General features: G+C 62.4%; 19 protein-coding genes and 1 tRNA gene. 11 read left to right on the top strand and 9 right to left on the bottom strand.

The window, feature by feature from the left end:
* The first annotated feature begins 134 nt into the window (after positions 1-134).
* Complete coding sequence (locus AC1RTB_RS18605) at positions 135-1298, top strand: efflux RND transporter periplasmic adaptor subunit (protein WP_492880049.1); 1164 nt, start codon at positions 135-137, stop codon at positions 1296-1298.
* Positions 1295-4378 (top strand): efflux RND transporter permease subunit, encoded by a 3084-nt coding sequence (locus tag AC1RTB_RS18600; protein ID WP_492880050.1) that lies wholly within the window; start codon positions 1295-1297, stop codon positions 4376-4378. Before AC1RTB_RS18605 ends, AC1RTB_RS18600 begins: the two co-directional genes overlap by 4 nt.
* Before the next feature lie 148 nt (positions 4379-4526).
* Here AC1RTB_RS18600 and AC1RTB_RS18595 read toward each other — a convergent pair.
* A tRNA-Gln gene (locus AC1RTB_RS18595) sits at positions 4527-4601 on the bottom strand.
* A gap of 201 nt (positions 4602-4802) precedes the next feature.
* Positions 4803-5138 (bottom strand): VOC family protein, encoded by a 336-nt coding sequence (locus AC1RTB_RS18590; RefSeq protein ID WP_492880051.1) that lies wholly within the window; start codon positions 5136-5138, stop codon positions 4803-4805.
* Between the two features lie 206 nt (positions 5139-5344).
* Here AC1RTB_RS18590 and ppdK point away from each other — a divergent pair, with 206 nt between their 5' ends.
* The gene (gene ppdK, locus AC1RTB_RS18585; protein WP_492880052.1) at positions 5345-8011 is read left to right on the top strand and encodes a pyruvate, phosphate dikinase; all 2667 of its coding nucleotides are present in this window, start codon (positions 5345-5347) and stop codon (positions 8009-8011) included.
* A 58-nt stretch (positions 8012-8069) separates the two neighbouring features.
* On the opposite strand, the gene AC1RTB_RS18580 is transcribed toward ppdK, so the two are convergent.
* Positions 8070-9080, bottom strand: a complete 1011-nt coding sequence (locus tag AC1RTB_RS18580) for a nucleotidyltransferase family protein (protein ID WP_492880053.1) — start codon at positions 9078-9080, stop codon at positions 8070-8072.
* A gap of 184 nt (positions 9081-9264) precedes the next feature.
* Here AC1RTB_RS18580 and AC1RTB_RS18575 point away from each other — a divergent pair, with 184 nt between their 5' ends.
* Positions 9265-10002, top strand: a complete 738-nt coding sequence (locus AC1RTB_RS18575) for a polysaccharide deacetylase family protein (RefSeq protein WP_492880054.1) — start codon at positions 9265-9267, stop codon at positions 10000-10002.
* Positions 10003-10044: 42 nt separating this feature from the next.
* Here the strand turns inward: AC1RTB_RS18575 and AC1RTB_RS18570 are convergent, their stop codons facing one another.
* Positions 10045-10695: a hypothetical protein gene (locus AC1RTB_RS18570; protein WP_492880055.1), complete on the bottom strand. Its 651-nt coding sequence runs from the start codon at positions 10693-10695 to the stop codon at positions 10045-10047.
* 163 nt (positions 10696-10858) lie between these two features.
* Here AC1RTB_RS18570 and AC1RTB_RS18565 point away from each other — a divergent pair, with 163 nt between their 5' ends.
* Complete coding sequence (locus AC1RTB_RS18565) at positions 10859-12496, top strand: fatty-acid--CoA ligase (protein ID WP_492880056.1); 1638 nt, start codon at positions 10859-10861, stop codon at positions 12494-12496.
* Between the two features lie 204 nt (positions 12497-12700).
* Positions 12701-13453 carry a DUF1499 domain-containing protein gene (locus AC1RTB_RS18560; RefSeq protein ID WP_492943833.1) on the top strand — a complete coding sequence of 251 codons (753 nt, stop codon included), beginning with the start codon at positions 12701-12703 and terminating at the stop codon, positions 13451-13453.
* 2 nt (positions 13454-13455) lie between these two features.
* Here the strand turns inward: AC1RTB_RS18560 and AC1RTB_RS18555 are convergent, their stop codons facing one another.
* Positions 13456-14364 (bottom strand): MBL fold metallo-hydrolase, encoded by a 909-nt coding sequence (locus AC1RTB_RS18555; RefSeq protein WP_492880058.1) that lies wholly within the window; start codon positions 14362-14364, stop codon positions 13456-13458.
* 123 nt (positions 14365-14487) lie between these two features.
* On the opposite strand from AC1RTB_RS18555, the gene AC1RTB_RS18550 reads away from it, so the two are divergent.
* Together AC1RTB_RS18550 and AC1RTB_RS18545 are read left to right on the top strand one after the other, a co-directional pair.
* A complete protein-coding gene (locus AC1RTB_RS18550; RefSeq protein ID WP_492880059.1) occupies positions 14488-15081 on the top strand; it encodes a biotin transporter BioY in 594 nt (197 codons plus the stop codon).
* A gap of 83 nt (positions 15082-15164) precedes the next feature.
* Positions 15165-16172, top strand: a complete 1008-nt coding sequence (locus AC1RTB_RS18545) for an NAD-dependent epimerase (RefSeq protein ID WP_492880060.1) — start codon at positions 15165-15167, stop codon at positions 16170-16172.
* Between the two features lie 12 nt (positions 16173-16184).
* On the opposite strand, the gene AC1RTB_RS18540 is transcribed toward AC1RTB_RS18545, so the two are convergent.
* Positions 16185-17636 (bottom strand): DUF2793 domain-containing protein, encoded by a 1452-nt coding sequence (locus AC1RTB_RS18540; RefSeq protein WP_492880061.1) that lies wholly within the window; start codon positions 17634-17636, stop codon positions 16185-16187.
* 270 nt (positions 17637-17906) lie between these two features.
* Between AC1RTB_RS18540 and cysD the strand changes: the two genes are divergently transcribed.
* The 3 genes from cysD to cysQ are packed head-to-tail and all read left to right on the top strand — an operon-like array spanning position 17907 to position 21557.
* The gene (gene cysD, locus AC1RTB_RS18535; protein WP_492880062.1) at positions 17907-18812 is read left to right on the top strand and encodes a sulfate adenylyltransferase subunit CysD; all 906 of its coding nucleotides are present in this window, start codon (positions 17907-17909) and stop codon (positions 18810-18812) included.
* 2 nt (positions 18813-18814) lie between these two features.
* The gene (gene cysN / locus AC1RTB_RS18530) at positions 18815-20752 is read left to right on the top strand and encodes a sulfate adenylyltransferase subunit CysN (protein WP_492880063.1); all 1938 of its coding nucleotides are present in this window, start codon (positions 18815-18817) and stop codon (positions 20750-20752) included.
* Positions 20703-21557, top strand: coding sequence for a 3'(2'),5'-bisphosphate nucleotidase CysQ (cysQ, locus tag AC1RTB_RS18525; RefSeq protein WP_492880064.1), 855 nt, complete (start codon positions 20703-20705; stop codon positions 21555-21557). Before cysN ends, cysQ begins: the two co-directional genes overlap by 50 nt.
* Before the next feature lie 14 nt (positions 21558-21571).
* Here the strand turns inward: cysQ and AC1RTB_RS18520 are convergent, their stop codons facing one another.
* The 3 genes from AC1RTB_RS18520 to AC1RTB_RS18510 all read right to left on the bottom strand — a co-directional run bounded on the left by AC1RTB_RS18520 (position 21572) and on the right by AC1RTB_RS18510 (position 24315).
* Positions 21572-22714, bottom strand: a complete 1143-nt coding sequence (locus AC1RTB_RS18520) for a DegT/DnrJ/EryC1/StrS family aminotransferase (protein ID WP_492880066.1) — start codon at positions 22712-22714, stop codon at positions 21572-21574.
* A gap of 234 nt (positions 22715-22948) precedes the next feature.
* Positions 22949-23872 carry a carbohydrate kinase family protein gene (locus AC1RTB_RS18515; protein WP_492880067.1) on the bottom strand — a complete coding sequence of 308 codons (924 nt, stop codon included), beginning with the start codon at positions 23870-23872 and terminating at the stop codon, positions 22949-22951.
* Entirely contained in the window at positions 23869-24315 is a 447-nt protein-coding gene (locus AC1RTB_RS18510) for an RbsD/FucU family protein (protein WP_492880068.1), read from the bottom strand. The genes AC1RTB_RS18515 and AC1RTB_RS18510 overlap by 4 nt, the downstream gene beginning before the upstream one ends.
* Positions 24316-24317: the final 2 nt, after the last annotated feature.

Here is a 24317-nt window from a genome sequence, read left to right as displayed (position 1 = left end):
ATCACATTATCGTGGATTGACAATACCGTCCAGCCGGTACAGTAAGCCCCTCACTCTTGGGTTTTCCAAGAAAAAAGTCCAATGTGCATCACGGCTCGCCCTTGTGCCGATTCCTTACCGATTGGGGATCTCCTTTGATTAAGCGTCTCATCATCGCTATCGTATTGCTTGTCCTGGTTTGCGGCGGCATCGTTGGTTTCAATATGTTCCGCGACAGCGCAATCCAGCAATTCTTCGCCAATATGCCTGTCGCATCGGTCACCGTTGCGACCGCCAAGGTCGAGCCCGCTCCCTGGACGCCCGGCATCGAAACGATCGGCACGGTCGCAGCGTCGCAAGGTGTCGACCTGACCGTCGAAACGACCGGTATCGTCAAGGAGATCAAGTTCACGGCAAACCAGCGCGTGAACAAGGGCGACGTGCTCATTCAGCTCGACGACAGCGTGCAGCAGGCCGACCTGGCCGCCGCCAAGACGCAGGCCGCGCTCGACCAGCAGTTGTTTGATCGGGCAGTCGCCTTGCAGCAGCGCGGTGTCGGCTCCGATGTCGTACGCGACTCGGCTAGCGCGGCTGCTTCCACCTCGGCCTCGCAAGTCGAGAAGCTGCAGGCCGTGCTCGACCAGAAGCAATTGCGCGCGCCGTTCTCCGGCACGATCGGCATTCCGAGAGTCGACGTTGGTCAGTATCTTCAGCCCGGGACCATCGTTGCGACACTTCAGGATCTCGACACGATGCGGGCGGATTTCGCCGTTCCCGAGCAGCAGCTTGACCTTTTGAAGATGGGCCAGCCAGTGCGTTTCGGTGTGAATGAAGGCGACATGCCATTCATTGGTTCGGTCGTCGGCATCGATCCGAAGGTCGACCCGCAGAGCCGCCTGGTTTCGGTCCGCGCAAAGATCAACAACCCGGATGGCAAGCTGAGCCCGGGCCAGTTCGTGCGCGTGCGTGTCGTGCTTCCCGAGGAAGACGGTGTCATAGCCGTGCCGCTGACGGCGCTGACCACCAGCCTCTACGGCGACTTTGTCTATGTCGTGCGCCCTGCCGAAAAGGCCGAAGCGTCCGGAGCCGCCGCCGCCGCACCGGCCAAGGAGCAGGCCGAGCCGGCGCTCGCGGTCAAGCAGATATTCGTCAAGGTTGGCCGTCGTTCGGAAGGCCGTGTCGAGATAACCGAAGGTGTTTCCTTCGGTGACGAACTCGTCGTTGCCGGACAAAACAGGCTCTCCAACGGTACCCCGGTCAAGGTCGACAACACTGTCTCGCCTGTTGCCTCGACCGATGCGAAGGCACCTGCAAAATGAATTTCTCTGACATCTTCATCCGCCGCCCCGTCCTTTCGACGGTCGTGGCCCTCATGATCCTGCTCCTGGGTTTCCAGGGGCTGTTCAACCTGTCCGTCCGGCAATATCCAGAGGTCGAGGAGACGGTGATCACCATCTCCACCGTCTATGCTGGAGCCAGTGCTGACCTTATCCAGGGCTTCATCACCGCGCCGATCGCCGCCGCGGTGGCGACAACCGAAAACATCGACTACGTCAAGTCGCAGAGCAGCCCGTCGTCCAGCACCGTGACCGTGCAGATGAAGCTCGGCTCCAACCCGGATACGGCGCTGACCGAGGTCATGTCGAAGGTCCAGCAGGTGCGCGGGCAACTGCCGACCGACGCCGAGGACCCGACGATCGTCAAGGGTACGGGCATGCAGTTCGCCATCATGTACCTGGCGATGCAGAACCCCAACATGACGGCCGAGCAACTGACCGAGTATATCGAGCGCGTCATTCGGCCGCGCGTCTCGACCATCGAGGGCGTTGCCGAGGTGCAGGTCCTGGGTGCGGCCAAGTATTCGATGCGGGTCTGGATCGATCCGGTCAAGCTGGCGGCGCGCGGGCTTACCGCGCCTGAGGTCCTGCAGGCGATCAATGCGTCCAACTTCCTGTCCGCACCGGGCAAGACCAAGAACGAATACGTCGCCTATTCGATCACCATGAAGTCGACGCTGCAGACGCCGGAGGCCTTTGCCGAGCTGCCGCTCAAGTCGGAAAATGGCAATGTCGTCAGGCTGCGTGACGTGGCGCAAGTGGAACTGGCGGCCGAAAGCACCGATACCGTCGTCAACTTCAATGGCGAGCCGGGCACCTTCATCGGTATCTTCCCGACACCTTCGGCCAACCCGCTGACCACCGCTGCCGCGGTGATCAAAGAATTGCCGGCGATCAGGGCGAGCTTGCCGGAAGGCATGACCATTACGATGGTCTATGACTCGACCGAGACGATCAGTGCGTCGATCGACGAGGTGTTCAAGACTATCGCCGAGGCGGTCGCGATCGTCGTCGTCGTCATCCTGCTATTCCTCGGCTCGTTCCGCTCGGTGTTGATGCCGGTGGTGACCATTCCGCTGTCGCTGATCGGCGTCTGTTTCATCCTGTTGATGATGGGCTATTCGATCAACCTTCTGTCGCTGCTGGCCATGGTGCTGGCGATCGGCCTGGTTGTCGACGACGCCATCGTGGTGGTGGAGAACATCCATCGCCACATCGAAGACGGCATGTCGCCGATGCAGGCGGCGTTCAAGGGCATGCGCGAGATCTTCGGGCCGGTGGTCGCCATGACCATCACGCTCGCGGCCGTGTTCGCTCCACTCATGTTCACCGGTGGCCTCACCGGGTCGCTGTTTCGCGAGTTCGCGGTCACGCTTGCAGGCGCTGTCATCCTCTCCGGCTTCATCGCCGTGACGATCACGCCAATGATGTCGGCGCGCATGCTGAAGGCCGGCAACCATAGCCGGTTTGCAAAATTCGTCGACCGCACGTTCGAGCGCATCGCCAACCGCTACGAGCGGCTGGTATCGGGTTCGCTCAACTATCGGCCGGTGACGTTGCTGATTGTCGTAGCCCTTGTTTCGGTCACCGCCTTCATGTTCTTCAAGACGTCGAACGAACTGGCGCCTGAAGAAGATTCCGGCGCATTGTTCGCGCTGGTGACCGCGCCGCGCTACGCAACATCCGACTATACCAGTCTCTACACCGACCAGATCCGCGCTCTCACCAAGGATCTGCCTGAGTTGAAGACGAACTTCTCCATCGTCGGCATGGGTGGCGGCACCAATTCAGGCTTCGCCGTCTGGGCGCTCAAGGATTGGTCCGACCGTACGCGTTCGCAAAAGGAGATCCAGGCGGACATCCAGGCGCGCCTGTCCAAGGTCAGCGGCGTGGAAGCACTGGTGTTTGCACCCCCGTCCTTGCCGGGTGCCGGCGGTGGCTTGCCGATCTCGGTGGTCGTCCAGTCGACCGGCGATCCGAGCCAGGTCTATGAGGTGGCCGAGCAGATCAAGGCAAAGGCCCAGGCCTCGGGTCGGTTCATCGTCGTGCAGAACTCGCTGTCCTTCGATGCGCCGCAGGTCACCGTGACCATCGACCGTGACCGGGCCGCGGCCCTCAACCTGTCGGTGCGTGACATCGGCATGACGCTGAGCCTGCTTGTCGGCGGTGGTTCGATCGCCCAGTTCGATCGCGATTCCAACAGCTACGACATCATCATGCAGGTGCCGGATCAGTACCGTGGCAACCCTGAGAAGCTCGGCGAGTTCTATGTCCGCAGCGTCAACGGCCAGATGGTGCCGCTATCGGCTGTCGTGACGATCAAGACAAACTCGTCGCCGGCCGCGATCGAGCAGTTCAACCAGCTCAATTCGGCGACGATTTCCGCGCTGCCGGTGCCCGGTGTGACCACCGGCGATGGCTTGAAGACGATCGAGGATATCGCCCGGCCGCTGCTGCCGGCCGGCTTCTTCATCGACTATGCCGGCCAGTCGCGTCTGGAAAGCGAGCAGGGAAACACCATCCTGATCGCCTTCGCACTGGCGATCGTCGTGATCTACCTGGTTCTGGCGGCACAGTTCGAGAGCTTCCGCGACCCGCTCATCATCATGATGTCGGTGCCGCTGGCGATCTTCGGCGCCATCGTGCCGCTCAATCTCGGGCTTGGGACGCTGAACATCTACACCCAGGTCGGTCTGATCACACTGATAGGACTGATCACCAAGCACGGCATTCTGCTGGTTGAATTCGCCAACCAGCAGCGCGAGGAGCACGGCCTGTCGCGGCGTGAGGCGATCATCGCTTCGGCCAAGGTTCGCCTGCGTCCGATCCTGATGACGACGGCCGCCATGGCGCTCGGCGTCGTGCCGCTGATCATCGCTTCGGGTGCTGGTGCAGCCGCGCGTTACTCGATGGGCCTGGTGATCTTCTGTGGCGTGCTCGTTGGAACGGTCTTCACCCTGTTTGTGGTGCCGATGTTCTATAGCTTCATCGCCCGCAAGGACCTGGCCGTGCACGTCGAGGAGCCAGACGCCAAGCAGATGGCCGAGCCGGCTCATCACTGAGGCGAGCCAAGGATGTAATGAGAAAGGCCCCGGAGCGATCCGGGGCCTTTCGCATTGGCGGGTTGTGCCGCCTGATCGCTGATGAAATCGGATCGTGCCAATGGTCGGCTTCCAACGAAGCGGACTGAATATCAAAAATTGGGAGATATGGCTGGGGCGCCAGGATTCGAACCTGGGAATGTCGGTACCAAAAACCGATGCCTTACCACTTGGCGACGCCCCATTGAGCCGCAGGCGAGTCAATCGACCGCCGCCTTATATGCAGTGCGCGGCAAAAGCACAATCGCGTCTTTGCCGCTTTCCTCATCATCTTGAGGTGCCGCGCATCCATTCGGGCAAGCCAAGCATCGGTCCCGCAATGGCAGCTGGCGCCATCGTGATTTCCGATGATCGAAACCGCTTTTCGGGCCGATGCGTCAGGCGATCATTCGCCCCAGACGGCAAGCTCGTTGCCGGCCGGATCGACGAAGTGGAAACGCCGTCCGCCGGGGAAGGCAAAGATCGGCTTGACGATGGTGCCGCCGGCCTCTTCGACCGCCGCGAGGGTTTCTTCCAGCGCTTCGGAATAGAGAATCGGCAGCGGCTTGGCCGGCACCTGGGCCTGGAACCCGCCGTCGAGGCCTTCGGCGAAGGCCGCATAGTCGGGGCCGTAGTCGGTGAAGGTCCAGCCGAAGGCCGCGCTGTAGAAGGATTTGACATGGTCGAGCGTGCCGCCAACCGCGGCCATTTCGATATAGTCGAGCTTGCCGGTTTTGCGCATTGTCGTCTCCAAAGTTTGTTCCTGATATGTTCTATATGAGGCGATCGATGCCTGCAAGCGTGTCGTAGCGCCGGTTCATTAATCGATTGTAGGCCAATCCGGAACGGAACTGCGCCTTGCCTTTCGCAGCGCAGCATCATATCGCTCGGCCCAGAAGCGGACGGCGGCCACCGTCCTGCTCCACACTCAGTCGGCGAGGAGAAGGCATGACCAAGTGGGTTTACAGGTTCGGCGACGGTGCAGCGGAGGGGCGCGCGAGCGACCGCGACCTGCTCGGTGGCAAGGGGGCGAATCTCGCCGAGATGTGCAGTCTCGGCCTGCCGGTACCGCCCGGTTTCACCATCACCACTGCGGCCTGCAACTGGTATTATGGCAATGGCAGCAGCTATCCTGAAACGCTGGAAGCCGATGTTCGTTCGGCACTTGATCACGTAGGCGCGATCACTGGCCGCCGTTTCGGCGACCCCAAAAACCTGCTGCTGGTCTCTGTGCGCTCAGGCGCCCGTGCCTCGATGCCGGGCATGATGGACACCGTGCTCAATCTCGGCCTCAACGACGTCACCGTCGAGGCACTGGCCGTTGATGCAGGCGATGCGCGCTTTGCCTATGACAGCTACCGCCGCTTCATCACCATGTATTCCGACGTCGTTCTCGGGCTCGACCACGAGGTCTTCGAGGAACTGCTCGAAGAAGAAAAGGCGCGTCTGGGCTATGAGCTCGACACCGAGTTCACCGCCACGCAGTGGCAGGCGGTCATTGCGCTGTACAAGGCCAAGGTCGAAGAAGAGCTTGGTCGCTCGTTCCCGCAGGATCCGCACGAGCAGCTGTGGGGCGCCATCGGCGCGGTGTTCTCGAGCTGGATGAACCATCGCGCGATCACCTATCGCCGCCTGCACGACATTCCCGAGAGCTGGGGCACGGCGGTCAACGTCCAGGCCATGGTGTTCGGCAACATGGGCGACACCTCCGCCACCGGCGTTGCCTTCACCCGCAATCCCTCGACCGGCGAAAAGATGCTCTATGGCGAGTTCCTGGTGAACGCGCAGGGCGAGGACGTGGTGGCCGGCATCCGCACGCCGCAGAACATCACCGAAGCCGCCCGAATCGCCGCCGGCTCAGACAAGCCCTCGCTGCAGAAGCTGATGCCGGAGGCGTTCAACACGTTCGTTGCGATCTCCAATCGCCTCGAACAGCATTACCGCGACATGCAGGACCTCGAATTCACCATCGAGCGCGGCAAGCTGTGGATGCTGCAGACACGTTCGGGCAAGCGCACTGCCAAGGCTGCGCTCAGGATCGCCGCCGAGATGGCCGCAGAGGGGCTGATCACCAAGGAAGAGGCGATCTGCCGGATCGACCCGTCCTCGCTCGACCAGCTGCTGCACCCGACCATCGATCCCAAGGCACAGCGCGAGGTCATCGCCGTCGGGCTGCCGGCCTCACCTGGGGCTGCCACCGGCGAGATCGTGTTCTCGTCCGACGAGGCCGAGGAGCTGAAGTCGGCGGGGCGCAAGGTCATCCTGGTGCGTATCGAAACCAGCCCCGAGGACATCCACGGCATGCATGCCTCCGAAGGCATCCTGACAACGCGGGGCGGCATGACCAGTCACGCGGCGGTGGTTGCCCGCGGCATGGGCAAGCCGTGTGTGTCTGGTGCCGGATCGCTGCGCGTCGACTATCGCGCCGGCACGCTGATCACCATGGGCCACACCTTCCGCAAGGGCGACGTCATCACCATCGACGGCTCTACCGGCCAGGTGCTGAAGGGCACCGTACCGATGCTGCAGCCGGAACTGTCGGGCGATTTTGCCGCGATCATGGAATGGGCCGATGCGGTGCGCCGCATGAAGGTGCGCACCAATGCCGAGACGCCAGCAGATGCGCGCATGGCACGTTCCTTCGGTGCCGAAGGCATCGGCTTGTGCCGTACGGAACATATGTTCTTCGATGGCGACCGCATCATTGCCATGCGCGAGATGATCCTCGCCGACCTCGAAAAGGACAGGCGGACCGCCCTCGACAAGCTGTTGCCAATGCAGCGTTCGGACTTCATCGAGCTGTTTGAGATCATGGCCGGCCTGCCGGTGACGATCCGCCTGCTCGACCCGCCGCTGCACGAATTCCTGCCCAAGACCGAGGAAGAAATCGCCGAGGTCGCCGCCGCGATGAACGTGCCGGCTGACAAGCTGCGCCAGCGCACCGAAGCGTTGCACGAGTTCAACCCGATGCTGGGCCATCGCGGCTGCCGTCTCGCCGTCTCCTATCCGGAGATCGCCGAGATGCAGGCGCGCGCCATCTTCGAGGCGGCTGTCGAGGCCGGCAAGAAGACCGGCAGCCCCGTGGTGCCTGAGGTCATGGTGCCGCTGGTCGGCCTGATGAAGGAACTCGACTACGTCAAAGCGCGCATCGATGCCGTTGCCAAGAGCGTCATGCAGGAGACGGGCGTCAACATCGACTATCTCGTCGGCACCATGATCGAGCTGCCGCGTGCGGCGATCCGCGCTCACGTCATCGCCGAAGCGGCCGAATTCTTCTCTTTTGGCACCAACGACTTGACGCAGACCACCTTCGGCATCTCGCGCGACGATGCAGCGTCTTTCCTTGAGACCTATCGCCAGAAGGGCATCATCGAACAAGACCCGTTTGTCTCGCTCGATATCGAAGGCGTCGGCGAGTTGGTGAAGATGGCGGCCGAGAAGGGCAGGGCGACGCGGCCTGAGATCAAGCTCGGCATCTGCGGCGAGCATGGCGGCGACCCGGCCTCGATTCGCTTCTGCGAAAGCGTCGGGCTCGACTATGTGTCCTGCTCGCCCTTCCGCGTGCCGATCGCACGGTTGGCGGCGGCACAGGCAGCGGTGAAGGCGAAGCGGTAAGGCGCTCTGCAGCGCGATCGGTTATACCCAATTCGCAAATTGGGTATAACCGCCTGTATCAGATGATCTGGCTCAGCAGGCGGCCGATTTCGGGCCGCTGCTTTAGCGACGCGTTGATGGCGTAGCGCCATTTCGTTCCGTTACCCAGAGCGGTCTCATAAGCGATTGCCAGTTCCTGCGGGCGATCCTCGACCAGGACGCGGATCAGCGTTTCGGCTTGGGCCAGGTCTTTTGCTACCTTGCCCAAACCCGGCCCGGTTCGTCTCTGGGCGACGATCAGCTTGTGCACCGCGTAGCGCTCGGGTTTCGGTATCTGAACCAGCACTCCGCTCCGATACAGCGCCACGGCTGGTATCGGCTCCGCGATCAGGAAGTTCAGGAACGGAAGCGTCTGTGCGTAGACGTTCAGCGGTTCCAGCCTGACGATCTCGCTTTTGCTCTGCATGCGAGGCGCAAGAAAGTCGACCATCGCTCCGCCGCCTTTCAAACGCCAACGCGTAGACCTTCCTTTCGGGTCCAGGCCGGGTGCGGGTTCCAGAGACAGGGATTTGAACGTTTCAGCGAGAGATGGATCGACCTGATCGTCGATCGCCAGTTTGAGGTTTTCGAATGCGGCAATGTCCACGTCCTGCGTAACTGCGAGTGTGCCTGAAAAGGCAAATCCCAGTTCGGCGCCGTAAAGCCGGAATGCGTGTGTTCCAACCAGCGTTCCACCCAGGCGAAACACGCCTACTCTCGCCATGGCGTTCAGAATGCTGCCGGTTTGGCGGTCAACAGTAACGAGACCTGCGGCGCGCAATTGAGCGACCAGCAATGCGCAGTGCCGTTCAAAGCTCTTGTCGTCTTCGATATCTTCCCGCATGCGTGCGATGCGCTGGCGGAGGTCTTCGCTGTCGGGGCCGATATAGCGATCGACCGGCTTGTCGCCGATTTTTTGCCGGGCGTACCAGTATTTGCCTTGCGGAAGCTCCTTGAGGAATGGCGACCCGGCGATGGTCTTCACGTCGCGCATTCGATGCGCTTCGAGAAGGTCCTGATAGGCAGTGTGAGCAGAGAGCGGCAAGCGCATGACGATACCCTACGTCAATCTTTGGCGTAGGGTACAAAATATACCCTACGCAAGCAACTCGTGTAGGGTACGGCGCCAGCAACTCTGGCCAATGCCACCGCAAAATAGCCCAAGCCGTCATCATGGCGCCAGAATTGGGGTGCCATTGCCCGGCAGTTCGAGACAGAAATCCCCGGAAATTCGCATGCGCATGTTTGGCAGGTTTTTGATCGGCGTCGGCCTTGCGGCGCTGGTGAGTTCTTCAGCCTCGGCAGCATTGCTCGAACCCCGACTGCATCTCAAGCCGTCCGGCGAATCCAGCCCGCGCGTGGCACTGACTTTGGACGCTTGCGGCGGCAAGACCGACGCTCGCATTCTCTCCGCTCTGGTCGACAACAAGATACCGGCGACGATCTTCGTCACCGGCATGTGGCTGAAGCGGAACGCCGAAGCCTTGGCGATCATGAAGGCGCATCCAGAGTTGTTCGAACTGGAAAACCACGGTGCCAGGCACATTCCAGCTGTCGATACGCCCCGCAGCATCTATGGGCTGAAAAGTGCTGGCAGTGCCGAGGCCGTGCAGGCCGAGGTCGAGGCCGGCGCGCTGGCGTTGACTGAGCGCGGCGGGCCGGCGCCAAAATGGTTTCGCGGTGCGACCGCGCAATACAGCCCGACCTCGATCGCGCTGATCCGTGGACTCGGCTTCAGGATCGCAGGCTATTCGATCAATGGCGACGGCGGCTCGCTGCTCGGCGCGCGCGAAACCGAACGCCGCGTTTCGTCAGCAAAGGATGGCGACGTCATCATCGCGCACATCAACCAGCCCACCCACGCCGCCGGTGGCGGTCTGGTCAAGGGGCTGCTGAAGCTCAAGGAAAAGGGCTACGCTTTCGTGCGGCTCGACGATGTCGACGACGACGGCACGGACGGTACGACGAACTGAGGCCTTGCACGTCCTATTGGACGCGCAAGGCGTTGTTGCGGCTCAGGCGGCGGCGCGGAACGCCTCGACCACCCCGACATAGGCCTCGGCGAGCTTGGCGAGTGGGCTTGTGCTGCGCGAGGCCGATTCCACCTTCAGCTTGCCGCCGCTGACGGGAAGCGACAGCAGCAGGAACTGGCGCCGGGCGCCGTCGCCGATCGAGGCGGCGGCGACATGCTTGTCGTCGCCGTCTTCATCAAGGCGCATCTTGAACAACAGGATGCCGCCCACGGCTTCGAGCGCGTCGTCGACCATCTGGGTGAATTCTGCCTCCGAAACGTCGCTGGGCGCCATGGCCGGAACCTCGACCTGTATGCGCTCGACCGAGAGTTCGACCGCCGAAAGCTCGACAGGGGCCGGTTCTTCGGCTGCCATTTCTTCCGCGACAGGCTGTTGCCCTTCGGCGGCCGCCATCTCCGGCAGGTCTTCGACCATGCTTTCGGATTCGGTGCCGACCGTTTCGCCAAGCAGCTCTTCCGCCGACAACTCAAGGTCGTCGGCGCTTTCAGCGATGGGCTCTTCAACGCCACCCGCCTCGTCGGCAGCCTTCAGCGCGCCGGAAGCCGTATCGGATTCCTCGGGGGCAACATGCTCTTCAGATTGCGTTTCATGCTGCGGCAGGACTTCGTCCTCCGCGCGCGGCTGCGTATCCATGTGATCCCTCACATTACTCTACCCACCACACCAGCCGGTAACAAAGGTTAACCGCGACCGTGGCCGCAATATGGCCGCCGGCATCTTGCCGGCTGAACTTTGGTCAGGCTGGACAAAACAGCTATTGCGACCAGAATGGCCAGATACGATCTGGGAGGACCATATGCTTGGACTGATGCAGGAATGGCCGCTGCTATGCCACAAGATCATTGACCATGCCGCACGGCAGCACCCGCATCGCGAGATCGTGTCGAGATCGATCGAGGGGCCCATTGTCCGCACCAACTATGCCGAACTGCGCGCACGGTCGCTGAAGATCGCGCAACGGCTGGAGCGCGACGGCCATAAGGTTGGCGACCGCATCGCCACGCTTGCCTGGAACTCCGCCCGCCACATGGAGGCGTGGTACGGCATCATGGGCATGGGCGCTGTCTACCACACGCTCAACCCGCGCCTTTTCCCCGAGCAACTGGTCTGGATCATGAACCACGCGCAGGATCAGGCGCTTTTCGTTGACCTGACCTTTGTGCCGCTGGTCGAAAAGATCGCACCGCAGGTACCCTCGCTCAAGCGCATCATCGTTATGACCGACGCCGCCCACTTGCCGCAAACGACGCTGCCCAATGTCGTGGCCTACGAGGAGTGGCTGGCCGAGGCCGATGGCGACTATGCGTGGAAAGCGATGGGCGAGCATGACGCGGCCGGCATGTGCTACACCTCGGGCACGACGGGCGACCCCAAGGGCGTCGTCTACAGCCACCGCTCCAATGTCCTCCATGCGATGATCGCGGTGATGCCCGATGCGATGGGCATTTCGGTGCGCGATGTCGTCATGCCGGTTGTGCCGATGTTCCACGCCAATGCCTGGGGGCTCGCCCAGAGCACGCCGATGGTCGGCGCGAAACTCGTCATGCCGGGCGGCAAGATGGATGGCGCTTCGATCTACGAGATGCTTGACACCGAACGCGTGACCTTCACCGCAGCCGTGCCGACGGTCTGGCTGATGCTGCTGCAGCATCTCGAAGAGACCGGCAAGAAACTGCCGCATCTCAACAAGGTGGTGATCGGCGGCTCGGCCTGCCCGCGCGCGGTAACCGAGAAGTTCGAACGCAACTATGGCGTCGAGGTGATTCATGCCTGGGGCATGACCGAGATGTCGCCGCTCGGTACCTTGTGCACCATCAAGCCGGAATATGAAGACCTTGAAGGCAACGACCGGCTGAACATTCAGCAGAAGCAGGGCTATACGCCGTTCGGCGTCGAGATGAAGATCACCGACGACGACAATAATGAGCTGCCCTGGGACGGCAAGACGTTCGGCCGGCTCAAGGTGCGTGGTCCCGCGGTCTCAGCCTCGTATTTCGGCGGCGCGAGTTCCGAGCAGTTCGACGCCGACGAGTGGTTCGACACCGGCGACGTCGCTCATATCGACGCCAATGGCTACATGCAGATCACCGACCGCTCCAAGGATGTGATCAAATCGGGCGGCGAATGGATCTCCAGCATCGAACTTGAAAATCTCGCCGTAGGTCATCCCGACGTGCAGGAAGCGGCGGTGATCGGCATCAAGCATTCGCGCTGGGACGAGCGCCCGCTGATGGTGATCGTGCGCAAGCAGGGCAGGGAGCCCGACAAAACCGACATTTTGGCCTTCCTCAACGGTAAGGTCGCCAAGTGGTGGATGCCGGACGATGTCGCCTTCGTCGACGAGATACCTCACACCGCAACCGGCAAGATCCAGAAAATGGCGCTGCGCGAGACGTTCAAGGACTATCGGCTGCCCACCGACACTGCCATCTGACAGGTTCATGTGTGGGACGGCGGCCAATGCTGCCTTTCCGCTTCAACCGCTGGCGGAAACCATCTAGCTTGCTTGCGCAGCGATCTCTGCCGTGGGGACGGTGGTGCTGCCATGGTCGCAGGGCGGGTAACGGGTTTTATGGTTGAGTTTCAGACGAGATATCTTGAGCAGCGCACAACGCGCGCGGCCGGCCTGTCCCGGGGCATGGCGTCTTTCTCGGCCGTTCTGCTGATCACGGCGGTGCTCGGCCATCGTCGCGGCCTTGTCGATACCACTGCCTTTTTCTGGGTTCTCGCCATTGTCGCAATGCTCGCCGCTTTGGCGCTGCTGCTCTCGGGCTTTGCGTTTTCGCGGTTGTGGAAATTCGGCGACCGGGGCGGACACGACCTGACCGTAGGCGCCTTGCTCGGGTTGGCCGTGCTCGCGCCCTTTGGCTTCATCGCTTACCAGATCGCCACCATGCCCATGCTGCGCGACATCTCGACCGATGTCGAAGACCCGCCCGCACTGACCGCGGCAATGTCGTTGCGCACGCCGGCCATGAACCGGCTGGAGCCGTCGACCGCCGGGGAACGCGCGCTGCAGGCGCAGGCCTATCCACTGGTTGCCGGTCGCCGCTACGAGCTGTCGCTCGACCGTGTGCTGGAAAGCGTGAACGCTGTTTTGGCGCGACAGGGCTGGGAGATCGTCGTGCCGCCGCCCGCCGCCGACCAGGCAATCGGCGAGGTGGACATCGAAGCCGTTGCGCGCACCTTCATCCTGGCGCTGCCTTCTGATGTGGTGATCCGTCTGGTGGATGACGGCGACTCGACCTTTGTCGACATGCGCTCCGCCTCGCGCTATGGCCGCCACGACCTTGGCGACAATGCCGAGCGCATCATCGGCTTCCTGACCGAACTCGATCAGGAGATCGCCAATCAGGCCGGAACAGCGACGACGGTCAAGCCGGAGCAATAGGGCTATCTGGCCGGCGAATAGATGCCGTCGATCGCCGGCGCTTCGTTGCTGGTCGCCTGGCCGCGCCCGACCAGATCTTCGAGATGGGCGAGCACTGACAGGCCAGCCGCGCCATAAAGCCGGGGATCGGTATCGCGATAGATCGCGCGTACGATATCAGGGATCGAGCGGTCGCCCGCGGCAAGGCGCTCGAGGATCGCACGTTCGCGCATCTCGCGATGCGCCTTCAGCCCGCGCACAAATGTTTGCGGCGTCACCACCGGGCCGCCATGGCCGGGCAGGTAGAGTTGGTCGTCGCGTTCGATCAGCTTCTCAAGCGAGGTCATGTAGTCGGACATCGCCCCGTCAGGCGGTGCAACGATCGAGGTCGACCAGGCCATGACGTGGTCGGCCGAAAACAGGATGCTGGTACCTTCAAGCGCAAAGGCGGCGTGATTCGCCGCATGGCCCGGCGTCAGCACCGCGCGCATGCGCCAGCCGTCGCCATCAACGAGCTGGCCGTCGCCGACGATCAGGTCGGGCACGAAATCGGTGTCGCTGCTGGCATCGAGTGGGGCGATTTCGCCGATGCGCAATGGGCGCGCCGAGCGATGCGGCCCTTCGGCGACAGTTATAGCGCCGGTCAGCGCCTTCAGGCGTGCTGCAAGCGGCGAGTGGTCGCGATGGGTATGGCTGACGAAGATGTGGCTGACGGGGCGACCGGCAATGGCCCGGACCAGGGCTTCGAGGTGGGCGTCATCGTCGGGGCCGGGGTCGAGGATCGCCAACGTGTCGTGGCCGATGATGTAGCTGTTGGTACCGTGGAAGGTGAAAGCGCTTGGATTGTTGGCGGTGAGCCGCACAACGCCGTCTGCGACGGCAACAGGTTCGCCGTAGGCGGGTTCGAAGCGTTTGTCGAAATCGAGGGACATGGCCAGCCGATATCTGTGAGTTCGAGGAGCGAACGGCAAATTCGTTTGCCGCTTAGCACGGAAGACAATATAGGGAAAACCACGTCTACAGCGCTTTGGCGCGCATATCACAAGGGGATTTACATGGCTGTTGCATCCAGTTCCACCGCGCTCGTCTCCGCGGCGTTGCCCGAAAAGGGTGCGATGCGCTTGGCGACCCAGCTTCTCCTGGCTGTCGCCGGCTCGCTGCTGCTCATCGCGTCGGCCAAGACCAAGGTCGTGCTCGGCCCCGTCGACATGTCGCTGCAGACGCTCGTCGTGCTCGGCATCGGTGCCGCCTACGGCCTGCGCCTCGGCGTGGCGACGCTGCTTCTTTATATGGCGCAGGGCGCCATGGGCTATCCGGTGTTCCAGAGCACGCCTGAAAAGGGCCTCGGCATCGCCTACATGCTCGGCTCGACCGGTGGCTATCTCCTGGGCTTCGTTGCCATGGCGGCAATCGTCGGCTGGGCCGTCGATCGCGGCTGGGGCCGCAGCATCGTCAAGATGCTCGGCGCCATGCTCGTCGCCGAAATCGTCATGATGGCAATGGGCTTCTCGTGGCTTTCGCTGCTCATCGGTGCTGAAAAATCCTGGCAGTTCGGCGTCGTGCCGTTCATCGTGCCGGACCTGATCAAGGTGGCGCTTGCTGCTGCCGTGGTTCCTGCGATCTGGGCGCCGCTGCCCAAGAAGAGCTGATCAGTCGGCAACGGAGTACTGGTTTTAGCAGCGCCCCGGCTTTAAAAAGGCCGGGGCGTTTTGCATTTGAAGAGACGGAAATCATGACAGTTCTTGTCACGGGCACGGCCGGCTTCATCGGGTTCCATGTCGCCAGGCGGCTTTTGGCCGAAGGCTACGACGTCGTCGGTTTCGACAGCGTCACTGACTATTACGACACTTCGCTCAAGCGCTCGCGTCTCGAAATGCTCGCCGAACATGGCGATTTTCGCTTCATCCAGGCCGATCTTGCCGATGCGGCGGCGGTGAAATCCGCTTTCGAATGCCGTCCCGAGATCGTCATCAATCTCGCGGCCCAGGCAGGCGTGCGTTATTCGCTCGATCACCCCCAGGCCTATGTCGATGCCAACATCACCGGTTTCCTCAACATCCTCGAAAACTGCCGCGCGACGCCGCCGAAACACCTGATCTACGCCTCGTCGAGCTCGGTCTACGGCGGCAACAAGAAGCAGCCCTATTCGCCGCGCGACGGCGTCGACCATCCGGTCAGCCTGTATGCGGCGACCAAGAAGGCCAACGAGCTGATGGCGCACACCTACAGCCATCTGTTTGGCGTGCCGGCCACCGGCCTGCGTTTCTTCACCGTCTACGGCCCGTTGGGTCGGCCCGACATGGCTTATTACAAGTTCACCCGCGCCATCTTCGCCGGCGAGACCATCGACATCTACAATGGCGGCGATATGTACCGCGACTTCACCTACATCGACGACATCGTCGAAGGCATCGTGCGCCTGATCGACCTGCCGCCGAAAGCCGATCCCGACTATGACATCGCTGCGGGCGGTGCGTCGGGCAGCTGGGCACCGCATCGGGTGATGAACATCGGCAACCGCCGCAAGGAGCATCTGATGGAGATGATCCGCATTCTCGAACGCGCGACGGGCCGGGAGGTGGTGAAGAACTTCATGCCGCTGCAGCCTGGCGACGTGCTGAGCACCTGGGCTGACGTGAGCGACCTCGAAGCATTGATCGGCGAGCTTCCACACACGCCGATCGAAGAGGGGCTGGTTCGCTTCGTCGACTGGTACGGCAGGTACTACCGCGTCCAGTAGCGAAGCGACCGGTCAGGCATACTGGCCTCCGGTTGCGGCACTGCCGGCGGCATTGCCCGGCAGATAGGCAGCACCGCCACCGGCGGTGTTGATCACGCCGTTGAGGGTGGCGCTGTAGCGGGCGCCGGTGCCGGCACCTGCGAAGGTCATGCCGCCGCAGGTGACATGGCCGTTCTGACAAGACGCGAAGGCGGTGGCGAAAGCCGGTGTGCCGGTCAGCGTGACCGTGCGGGCCTCGGTGTTGATCACCCCGCCGCTGCGCGCGTTCCAATGGGAAGGCGATGCGCCTGAGATGGCGTAGTTGCCGGTGGCGATTGCCGCGCCGTTGTTCTGGCACATGATGTGAGCCTGGGCGCAGGCGCCGAACCTGACGTTCTGGAACTGGATCGTGCCGCCATCGGCATTCAGGCCAAAGCCGCTTGTCGTCGTCCTGATCTCGAGGTCCTTGACCAGGCAGCGTGTGCCTGCCCGCGCGGTGATCGCGCTGGACGACATGCTCGTAGCGATCACATTGCCGGGCGTGCCGCTGTTGCCGGCGAGAACCAGTCCCGCAGCACTCGTCTGGCCCAGTGTGGCCGGAATGGTCATGGCCTCCGCATAGGTGCCGTCACCGATCTGGATGGCAACGGTGAAGCCGGCCATATCGAGGCCCGCTGCGACGTTGAGCGCCTTCTGGATCGTCAGAAAAGCGCCGCCAGCCGTATTCGCGAGGCCTGCATTGGCGTCGGACCCGTCGGTGCGGACATGATAGGTCCGGTTGGCGCTGAGCATCTCGCGCACATGCCGCTTCGCCACGGCCTGGTTCTGGTCGGTCAGTGCCAGGCCTGCCGGCAACAGCACGCGCCCGTCGGTGCGGCTGACCTTCAGCGCTTCGGTCCAGGCGGAGCCATCGGGCGACACCTTGACGTGCCAGTCGTCGTCGCCAGCGAGGCCGAATTCGGCCCGGCCCGAATAGCCGGTCTGATAAAGCAGCGAGGCATTGTCGCCGGCGGCCGCCTTGTTGATCTTGACCTGCTGGCCCGCGCCCAGATTGTCAAACAGCACGGCCTGGCTCTTCACCGACAGCCGGTTGGTGGTATCGGCTGTGGTGTTGATGCCGACCATTGCGGCCGGATTGATGCCGAGCGCCACAGCATCCTGCCAGCCGGTGCCATCATGGGCGAAGATGCGTTGTTCGTCAGCCACCCAGGCAAGCCAGCCCTTGACCGGAAGGTGAAAGGCCCAGGCACCGTCCTGCCAGGCCGCTATCTGCCCGCTCTTGCCGGTCCAGATGCCCGTCGCTGCCACAGCAACGATGTAACGGTCACCTTCCGCCGGCAGGGCTGGCGGTGCGGCCAGATGCCGGTCGAGCACTGAAAGCTGCACCACAACATCCAGCGCCAGCAGCGCCTCGTTGTGGGTGACGTGTTTCTGCGCCTGCGAGGGCATGATGAAAGGCATTTTCAGATTGGTCGTTTGTTCCAAGTCCGGCTCCTGTGGTTGGATTTGGTGCAATGATACGGCCGTGCGAAAGGACGTGGAAAAACGGGCGTCTCTATCCACGCTTCGAACCCTGTTTGGAGACGCGGTGGAATTGCATTCCCGAAGACGTGGCACAGGGGGCAAAACTGACTTTGCCGGCCGCCAAATTTGGTCTTGCGCTGCTTGAGACGCCGCCTGTTTGTGGGGACACTACGCGCAACAGGTCATTTCGGCGCCAAAGCCGCGACCAGGAACGATTTCCGAAGGCTTTCAATGCTCGCCAGACTGACTCACCTGGACCGTCTCGAGGCGGAGGCGATCCACATTTTTCGTGAGGTCGCGGCCACTTTTACCAAGCCTGTGATGCTCTATTCCGTGGGAAAGGATTCCTCGGTCCTGCTGCATCTGGCGATGAAAGCGTTCTATCCGGCCAAGCCGCCATTTCCGTTCCTCCATGTCGACACGACCTGGAAGTTTCGCGAGATGATCGAGTTCCGCGATGCGATGGCGCGCGAGCTCGGCTTCGACCTGCTCGTCCACGTCAACCCGGACGGCGTCCGCGACAACATCAATCCATTCGACCACGGTTCGAACACGCATACCCATGTGATGAAGACTGTCGGCCTGCGCCAGGCGCTCGACAAATACGGTTTCGACGCGGCCTTTGGCGGCGCGCGCCGCGACGAGGAGAAGTCGCGTGCCAAGGAGCGCATCTTCTCGTTCCGCAACGCCCAGCACGCCTGGGACCCGAAGAACCAGCGTCCGGAGATGTGGAAGATCTTCAACACCCGCGTTTCCCCCGGTGAATCGATCCGCGTCTTCCCGCTGTCCAATTGGACCGAGCTCGATATCTGGCAGTACATCCTGCAGGAAGACATCCCCATCGTGCCGCTCTATTTCGCCAAGCATCGGCCGGTGGTCGAGCGCGACGGCATGCTGATCCTGCGCGACGACGACCGCATGAAGCTGCATCCCGGCGAGGTGGTGGAAAACAAGCTGGTGCGCTTCCGCACGCTCGGCTGCTACCCGCTGACAGGCGCGATCGAATCCGATGCCGACAGCCTCGAAGACATCGTCAGTGAGATGCTGACCGCCCGTACCTCCGAACGGCAGGGACGTTTGATCGACCGCGACGAAGCCGGCTCGATGGAAAAAAAGAAGCGCGAAGGGTATTTCTGAGAATGCGCCACGCCATGGCCACCAAGATCGAGGCCGCCGAAAGCGTCCGCGATTACCTCGCAGCGCAAGAGCAGAAATCGCTCCTGCGTTTCTTGACCTGCGGTTCGGTCGATGACGGCAAATCGACGCTGATCGGACGTCTGTTGTCGGACACCAAGCAGATTTTTGAGGACCAGATCGCAGCGCTCGAGCGCGACTCGCGCAAGCACGGCACGACAGGCGAGGATGTCGATTTCGCGCTTCTTGTCGACGGTCTGGAGGCCGAGCGCGAGCAGGGCATCACCATCGATGTCGCCTACCGCTTCTTTGCCACGCCCAAGCGCAAGTTCATCGTCGCCGATACGCCGGGCCACGAACAATATACGCGCAACATGGCGACCGGTGCCTCGACGGCCGATCTCGCCATCGTTCTTGTCGACGCGCGCCAGGGCGTGCTGCGCCAGACGCGGCGCCACTCGATCATCGCCTCGCTGCTCGGCATCAAAAACATCGTCGTTGCGATCAACAAGATCGATCTCGTCGGTTTCGACCAGAACGTGTTCGAGCGCATCACCGCTGAATATGCGGCTTTCGCCGAGAGCCTCGGCTTCAAGTCGATCGTGCCGATCCCCATGTCGGCGCGCTTTGGCGACAACGTCACGCGGCGCTCGGACAAGATGGGCTGGTATTCGGGGCCGACGCTGATCGAGCATCTCGAAACCGTGGTGGTCGAAGAAGAGGCTGTCGCACGTCCGTTCCGCTTCCCGGTGCAATATGTGAACCGGCCCAATCTGGATTTCCGCGGCTTTGCTGGAACCATCGCCTCCGGCTCGATCTCGCAAGGCGATGAGGTTGTCGTCGCCAAGTCGGGCAAGCCCTCGACGGTCAAGCGCATCGTTGCCCATGGCGGCGACCTGCGTACGGCGGTTGCCGGTCAGGCGATCACGCTGGTGCTTGATGACGAGGTCGAGGTGTCGCGTGGCAACGTTCTGGTGACGCCCGACGCGCGGCCGCATGTCGCCGACCAGTTCGCGGCCAATGTCGTGTGGTTCGACGAAAACGCGCTGTTGCCCGGCCGCTCCTATATCCTGCGCACCGAGACCGATCAGGCGAGTGCCACGGTCACCGATCTCAAATACCGCATCAACGTCAATGATTTTGCCCATGAGGCGGCGAAGTCGCTGGAGATGAACGAGGTCGGCGTCTGCAACATCTCGGCCCAGTCGCCGGTTGCCTTCGACAGCTTTGCCGACAACCGCACGACCGGCGCTTTCATCCTGATCGACCGGATCAGCAACGCCACTGTCGGCGCCGGCATGATCCTGCATCCGCTGCGCCGGTCGGAGAATATTCACTGGCAGTCGCTCGACGTGTCGCGCAAGTCCCGCGCCGACCTCAAGAACCAGCGTCCTGCGGTGTTGTGGTTCACCGGCCTGTCGGGCTCCGGCAAGTCAACGGTCGCCAACCTGCTTGAAAAGAAGCTGCACGCGGCCGGCCGCCACACCTACGTGCTCGATGGCGACAATGTCCGCCACGGCCTCAACCGTGATCTGGGCTTCACCGACGAGGATCGGGTCGAGAATATCCGCCGCGTCGCCGAGGTCGCCAAGCTGATGGCCGATGCCGGCCTGATCGTCATCGTCTCGTTCATTTCGCCGTTCCGTGCCGAGCGCCGGATGGCGCGGGAAATGATGGGGCAGGGCGAGTTCGTCGAAGTCTTTGTCGACACCCCGTTCGAGGAATGTGCCAAGCGCGATCCCAAGGGGCTCTATGCGCGTGCGCTCGCTGGTGCCATCAAGAATTTCACTGGCGTCGATTCACCCTATGAAACGCCGGAGAATCCTGAGATTCATCTTGCGACCCTCGGCAAGACGCCCGAGGAGATGGTCGAGATGGTTGAGAGCTGGCTGAATGAGCGGGACATTGCAGAGCATCAATACGACGACGGCGGCGGCATCTGACGAAGCGATCCTTGAACTGTTCGAACGCCTGGCGCTCGAAGCCGGGCGCGCGGTCATGGAGGTTTTTCACTCCGGAATAACGGTGACGGACAAGGCGGATGCCTCGCCTGTCACGCAGGCCGACCGTGCCGCCGAACTCGTGATTCTCGAAGGCCTGCGTGCGGCCTATCCCGAGGTGCCTTGCGTTGCCGAGGAGGAGACAGCCGAAGGCGTGGTTCCGCCCGAGCTTGGCCGGGCGTTCTTCCTTGTCGATCCGCTCGACGGCACCAAGGAGTTCGTCAGACGCCACACCGATTTCACCGTCAACATCGCCCTGATCAGGGACGGCGCGCCAGAGATCGGCGTGGTTTATGCGCCATGCACGGGGCGCTTCTTCTCCGGTCGTCCAGGCCGCGCGGAAGCTTTTGAGGCACGCGACGGCAAGGCCGTCTCGGAGCGTCATCGCATTCACGTGCGCGAGGGCCGCGAACCCCTCACCATCGTTGCCAGCCGTTCGCACCGTACGCCCGAGACCGATGCCTTCATCAAGAAGGTTTCGGCCGCCGAAATCGTTTCGGTCGGTTCGTCGCTGAAATTCTGCCTGGTGGCGGCGGGCGAGGCGGACCTCTACCCGCGCTTCGGCAGGACGATGGAATGGGATACGGCGGCTGGCGATGCGGTGCTGCGCGCCGCGGGCGGGAGTACCCATACGCTGGACGGCAAGCCGCTTGTTTATGGCAAGCGCAACCAAGCGGACGATGCGGATTTCGCCAACCCGCATTTTGTCTCGAGCGGCCGGATCATCGACCCGGCCTTCATCTTCTGATCAGCAAAACACCGCTACTCGGCCGCGATCTTGGCCGAGTTGGAGCCGACATAGTTGCGGATCGTGGTGATGATCTTGTCCTGGTCGGCTTCGCTGAGATAGGGATGCATCGGCAGGCACAGGATGGTGCCCGGCACCGCTTCCGAAACCGGCAGGCCACCCGGCGCACGCGGATAGTCGCGATAGGCGACCTGGGTGTGCAGCGGCTTCACATAATAGATCACCGAAGGAATGCCCTGCTCCTGCAGATGCGCCTTGAGCCCGTCGCGGCCGGTGGTCTCGATGGCGTACTGCGCCCAGGCCGAACGGCCGCCTTCCGGCGCGCGTGCCGCCTTGATCACGTCGCCCAGGCCGTCGGCATAACGCTTGGCCACGACCGCGCGGGCCTGCATCTCGTCTTCGAGGATGGCAAGCTTTTCGATCAGGATCGCTGCCTGCAGCGTATCGAGGCGCGAGTTCAGGCCGACATGGATGTTGTCGTACTGGGTCTCGCCCTTGCCGTGGAAGGCAAAGGAGCGCAGGCGGGCTGCGAACGCGTCGTCATTGGTGAACATCGCACCGCCGTCGCCGTAGCAGCCGAGCGGCTTGGCCGGATAGAAGCTGGTGGCGCCGACATGGCCGTAAGCGCCACACATCTTGCCGTCCTGCGAACCGCCGATCGACTGGGCGGCGTCTTCGATGACCAAAAGATTCTCGCGCTTGGCGATGGCGTCGATCGCCGCATAGTCGGCGGCGATGCCGAACAGATCGACCGGGATGATCGCCTTGGGCTTGAGACGGCCTTCCGCCTTGATCATGGCGATGGCAGCTTCGAGGCTGTTGATGTCGATGTTGTAGGTATCGGGCTCGATGTCGACGAACACCGGCTCGGCCTTGGCGAGCGCCACAACTTCGGCGGTCGCAGCGAAGGTGAAGCTCGGCACGAACACCGCATCGCCCGGGCCGATGCCCGAGGCGAGAAGCGGCAACAGCAGCGCGTCGGTGCCGTTGGCGCAGGCCACGACATGCTTGACGCCGACATATTTCGCCAGCTGGTTTTCGAACTCGGTGACTTCAGGGCCGAGGATGTAGCGGCCGTCGTCGACCACCTTGTCGATTGCCGCCTTCAGACGGTCGCGGATTCTTTCGCGCTGTGCGCCGAGATCGATGAACTGCATAATGGCCCCAAAACCCAATCGTTTTCTTCGGGCCGCTGATAGCAGAGTTGCCGAAAGCGAAAAAGACGACCGCCCTGCGGCATCCATGGCGCGCCTGCGGTTCTTGTTACTTTCGGTTGACGCGATTTCGCGCTCAAATTGGCGGAAAACATGGGATTTCGCGATCAGGCTGCTGAGCCGGCTTGGCGAAGCGAAACATAAAGTGATCGGCCAAACCGCCCGAAAACGGCTGTTTCAGGCCAATTCACGCCGCCATGGTGGGTTTGCGCCGGCGCGTGAAACGGTCACTGCCGCCGCCCGCGCACCAAGCAAAAGGGCCTTTTCGATGGCTGTTTCGGACAGCTCTGATATGGCGCTTTTGGTCAGGACGTTCTGCTCGTGCAGCGAAGCGAGCACGCCTGCATTGAAGGTGTCGCCGGCACCGACAGTATCGACCACGGCCACCTTTTCCGAGGTCGCCGAAACCGTGTGCTTGTCACTGTAGCCGACAGCGCCCTTGCTGCCCTTGGTGATGATGACCAGCTTCGGTCCCTTGCGCAGCCAGCTGGCGGCGATTTCGTCATGGCTGCCGGTCTCGCCGAACCAGGCAAGGTCCTCGTCGGAGAGCTTGACGATGTCGGCCATGGCAAGCATTCGCAGCATGCGTTCGAGATGGGCTTGCTTGTCCTGGATGAAACCCGGGCGGATGTTGGGGTCGAACATCATCACGCGGTTTTCGTGCTCGCGCTTCATCAGCGCTTCATAGGTTGAGCCGCACGGCTCCGGGATCAGGCTGATCGCGCCGAACAGCATGGCGTCGATGTCATCGCCAAGTGCTGGTAAGTCGGCTTCGGTGAGCATGCGCCCGGCGGTGTTCTCGTCGTAGAAGGTGTAAGTCGCGTGTCCGTCGGTGAGGCGCACGAAGGCAAGCGTCGTCGGCCGCGCCGAGACATCGGCATAGCGGGAGCCGGCATTGCTGGCGGCAAGGACCTCGCGGATTTGCTGGCCGAACAGATCGGAGGAGAGCCCGGAAAAGAACTCGACCGGCACGCCAAGCCGCCCGAGTGCGATGGCCGAGTTGAAGATCGCGCCGCCGGCATAAGGCGCAAAGGCCGGTTCGCCCGCCTGGCTTTGCCTTGGCAGCATGTCGATGAGCGCCTCGCCGCAGCACAAGATCATGGCTTGCCGGTTCCTTTTGGATAGATGACGCCCTTGCGGACGATGACGTTGGCGTAGAGCCTCGGCTCGCTGGTGGCAATGATGGTGTGGGCGGCTTTGACACGTTCATAAAAGGTGTTGCCGGCGAGCGGCACGACCTTGAAGCCGGGTGCGCGCGCGGCGCAGACCGCTTCGATCTCGTCGTGCACAGGGTCGGACAGGGCCGGGTCGCCCTTGACCGAGGATCGAAAAATGGCCTGCGGCACGAAATCGTCGATCGGCAGCACCTGAAGAATGGCGTCGAGCACCGGAATCAATTCCAGCCCGTCGGCGCGGATGACGCGCCGGCCATGTTCAAGCGCCGGATAATTGCCGTCGACAATGGCGATCTCGTCGCCGTGCCCCATGGCGCGCAGCGTGAAGAGCAGGTCCGGGCCAAGTAGGGCGGGAATGCCTATAAGCACGC

The sequence above is a fragment of the Aminobacter sp. GW821-FHT11F06 genome (assembly GCF_058808215.1).
Note: the sequence above shows the minus strand (reverse complement) of the source record. Positions and strands in the feature narration are given on the sequence as shown.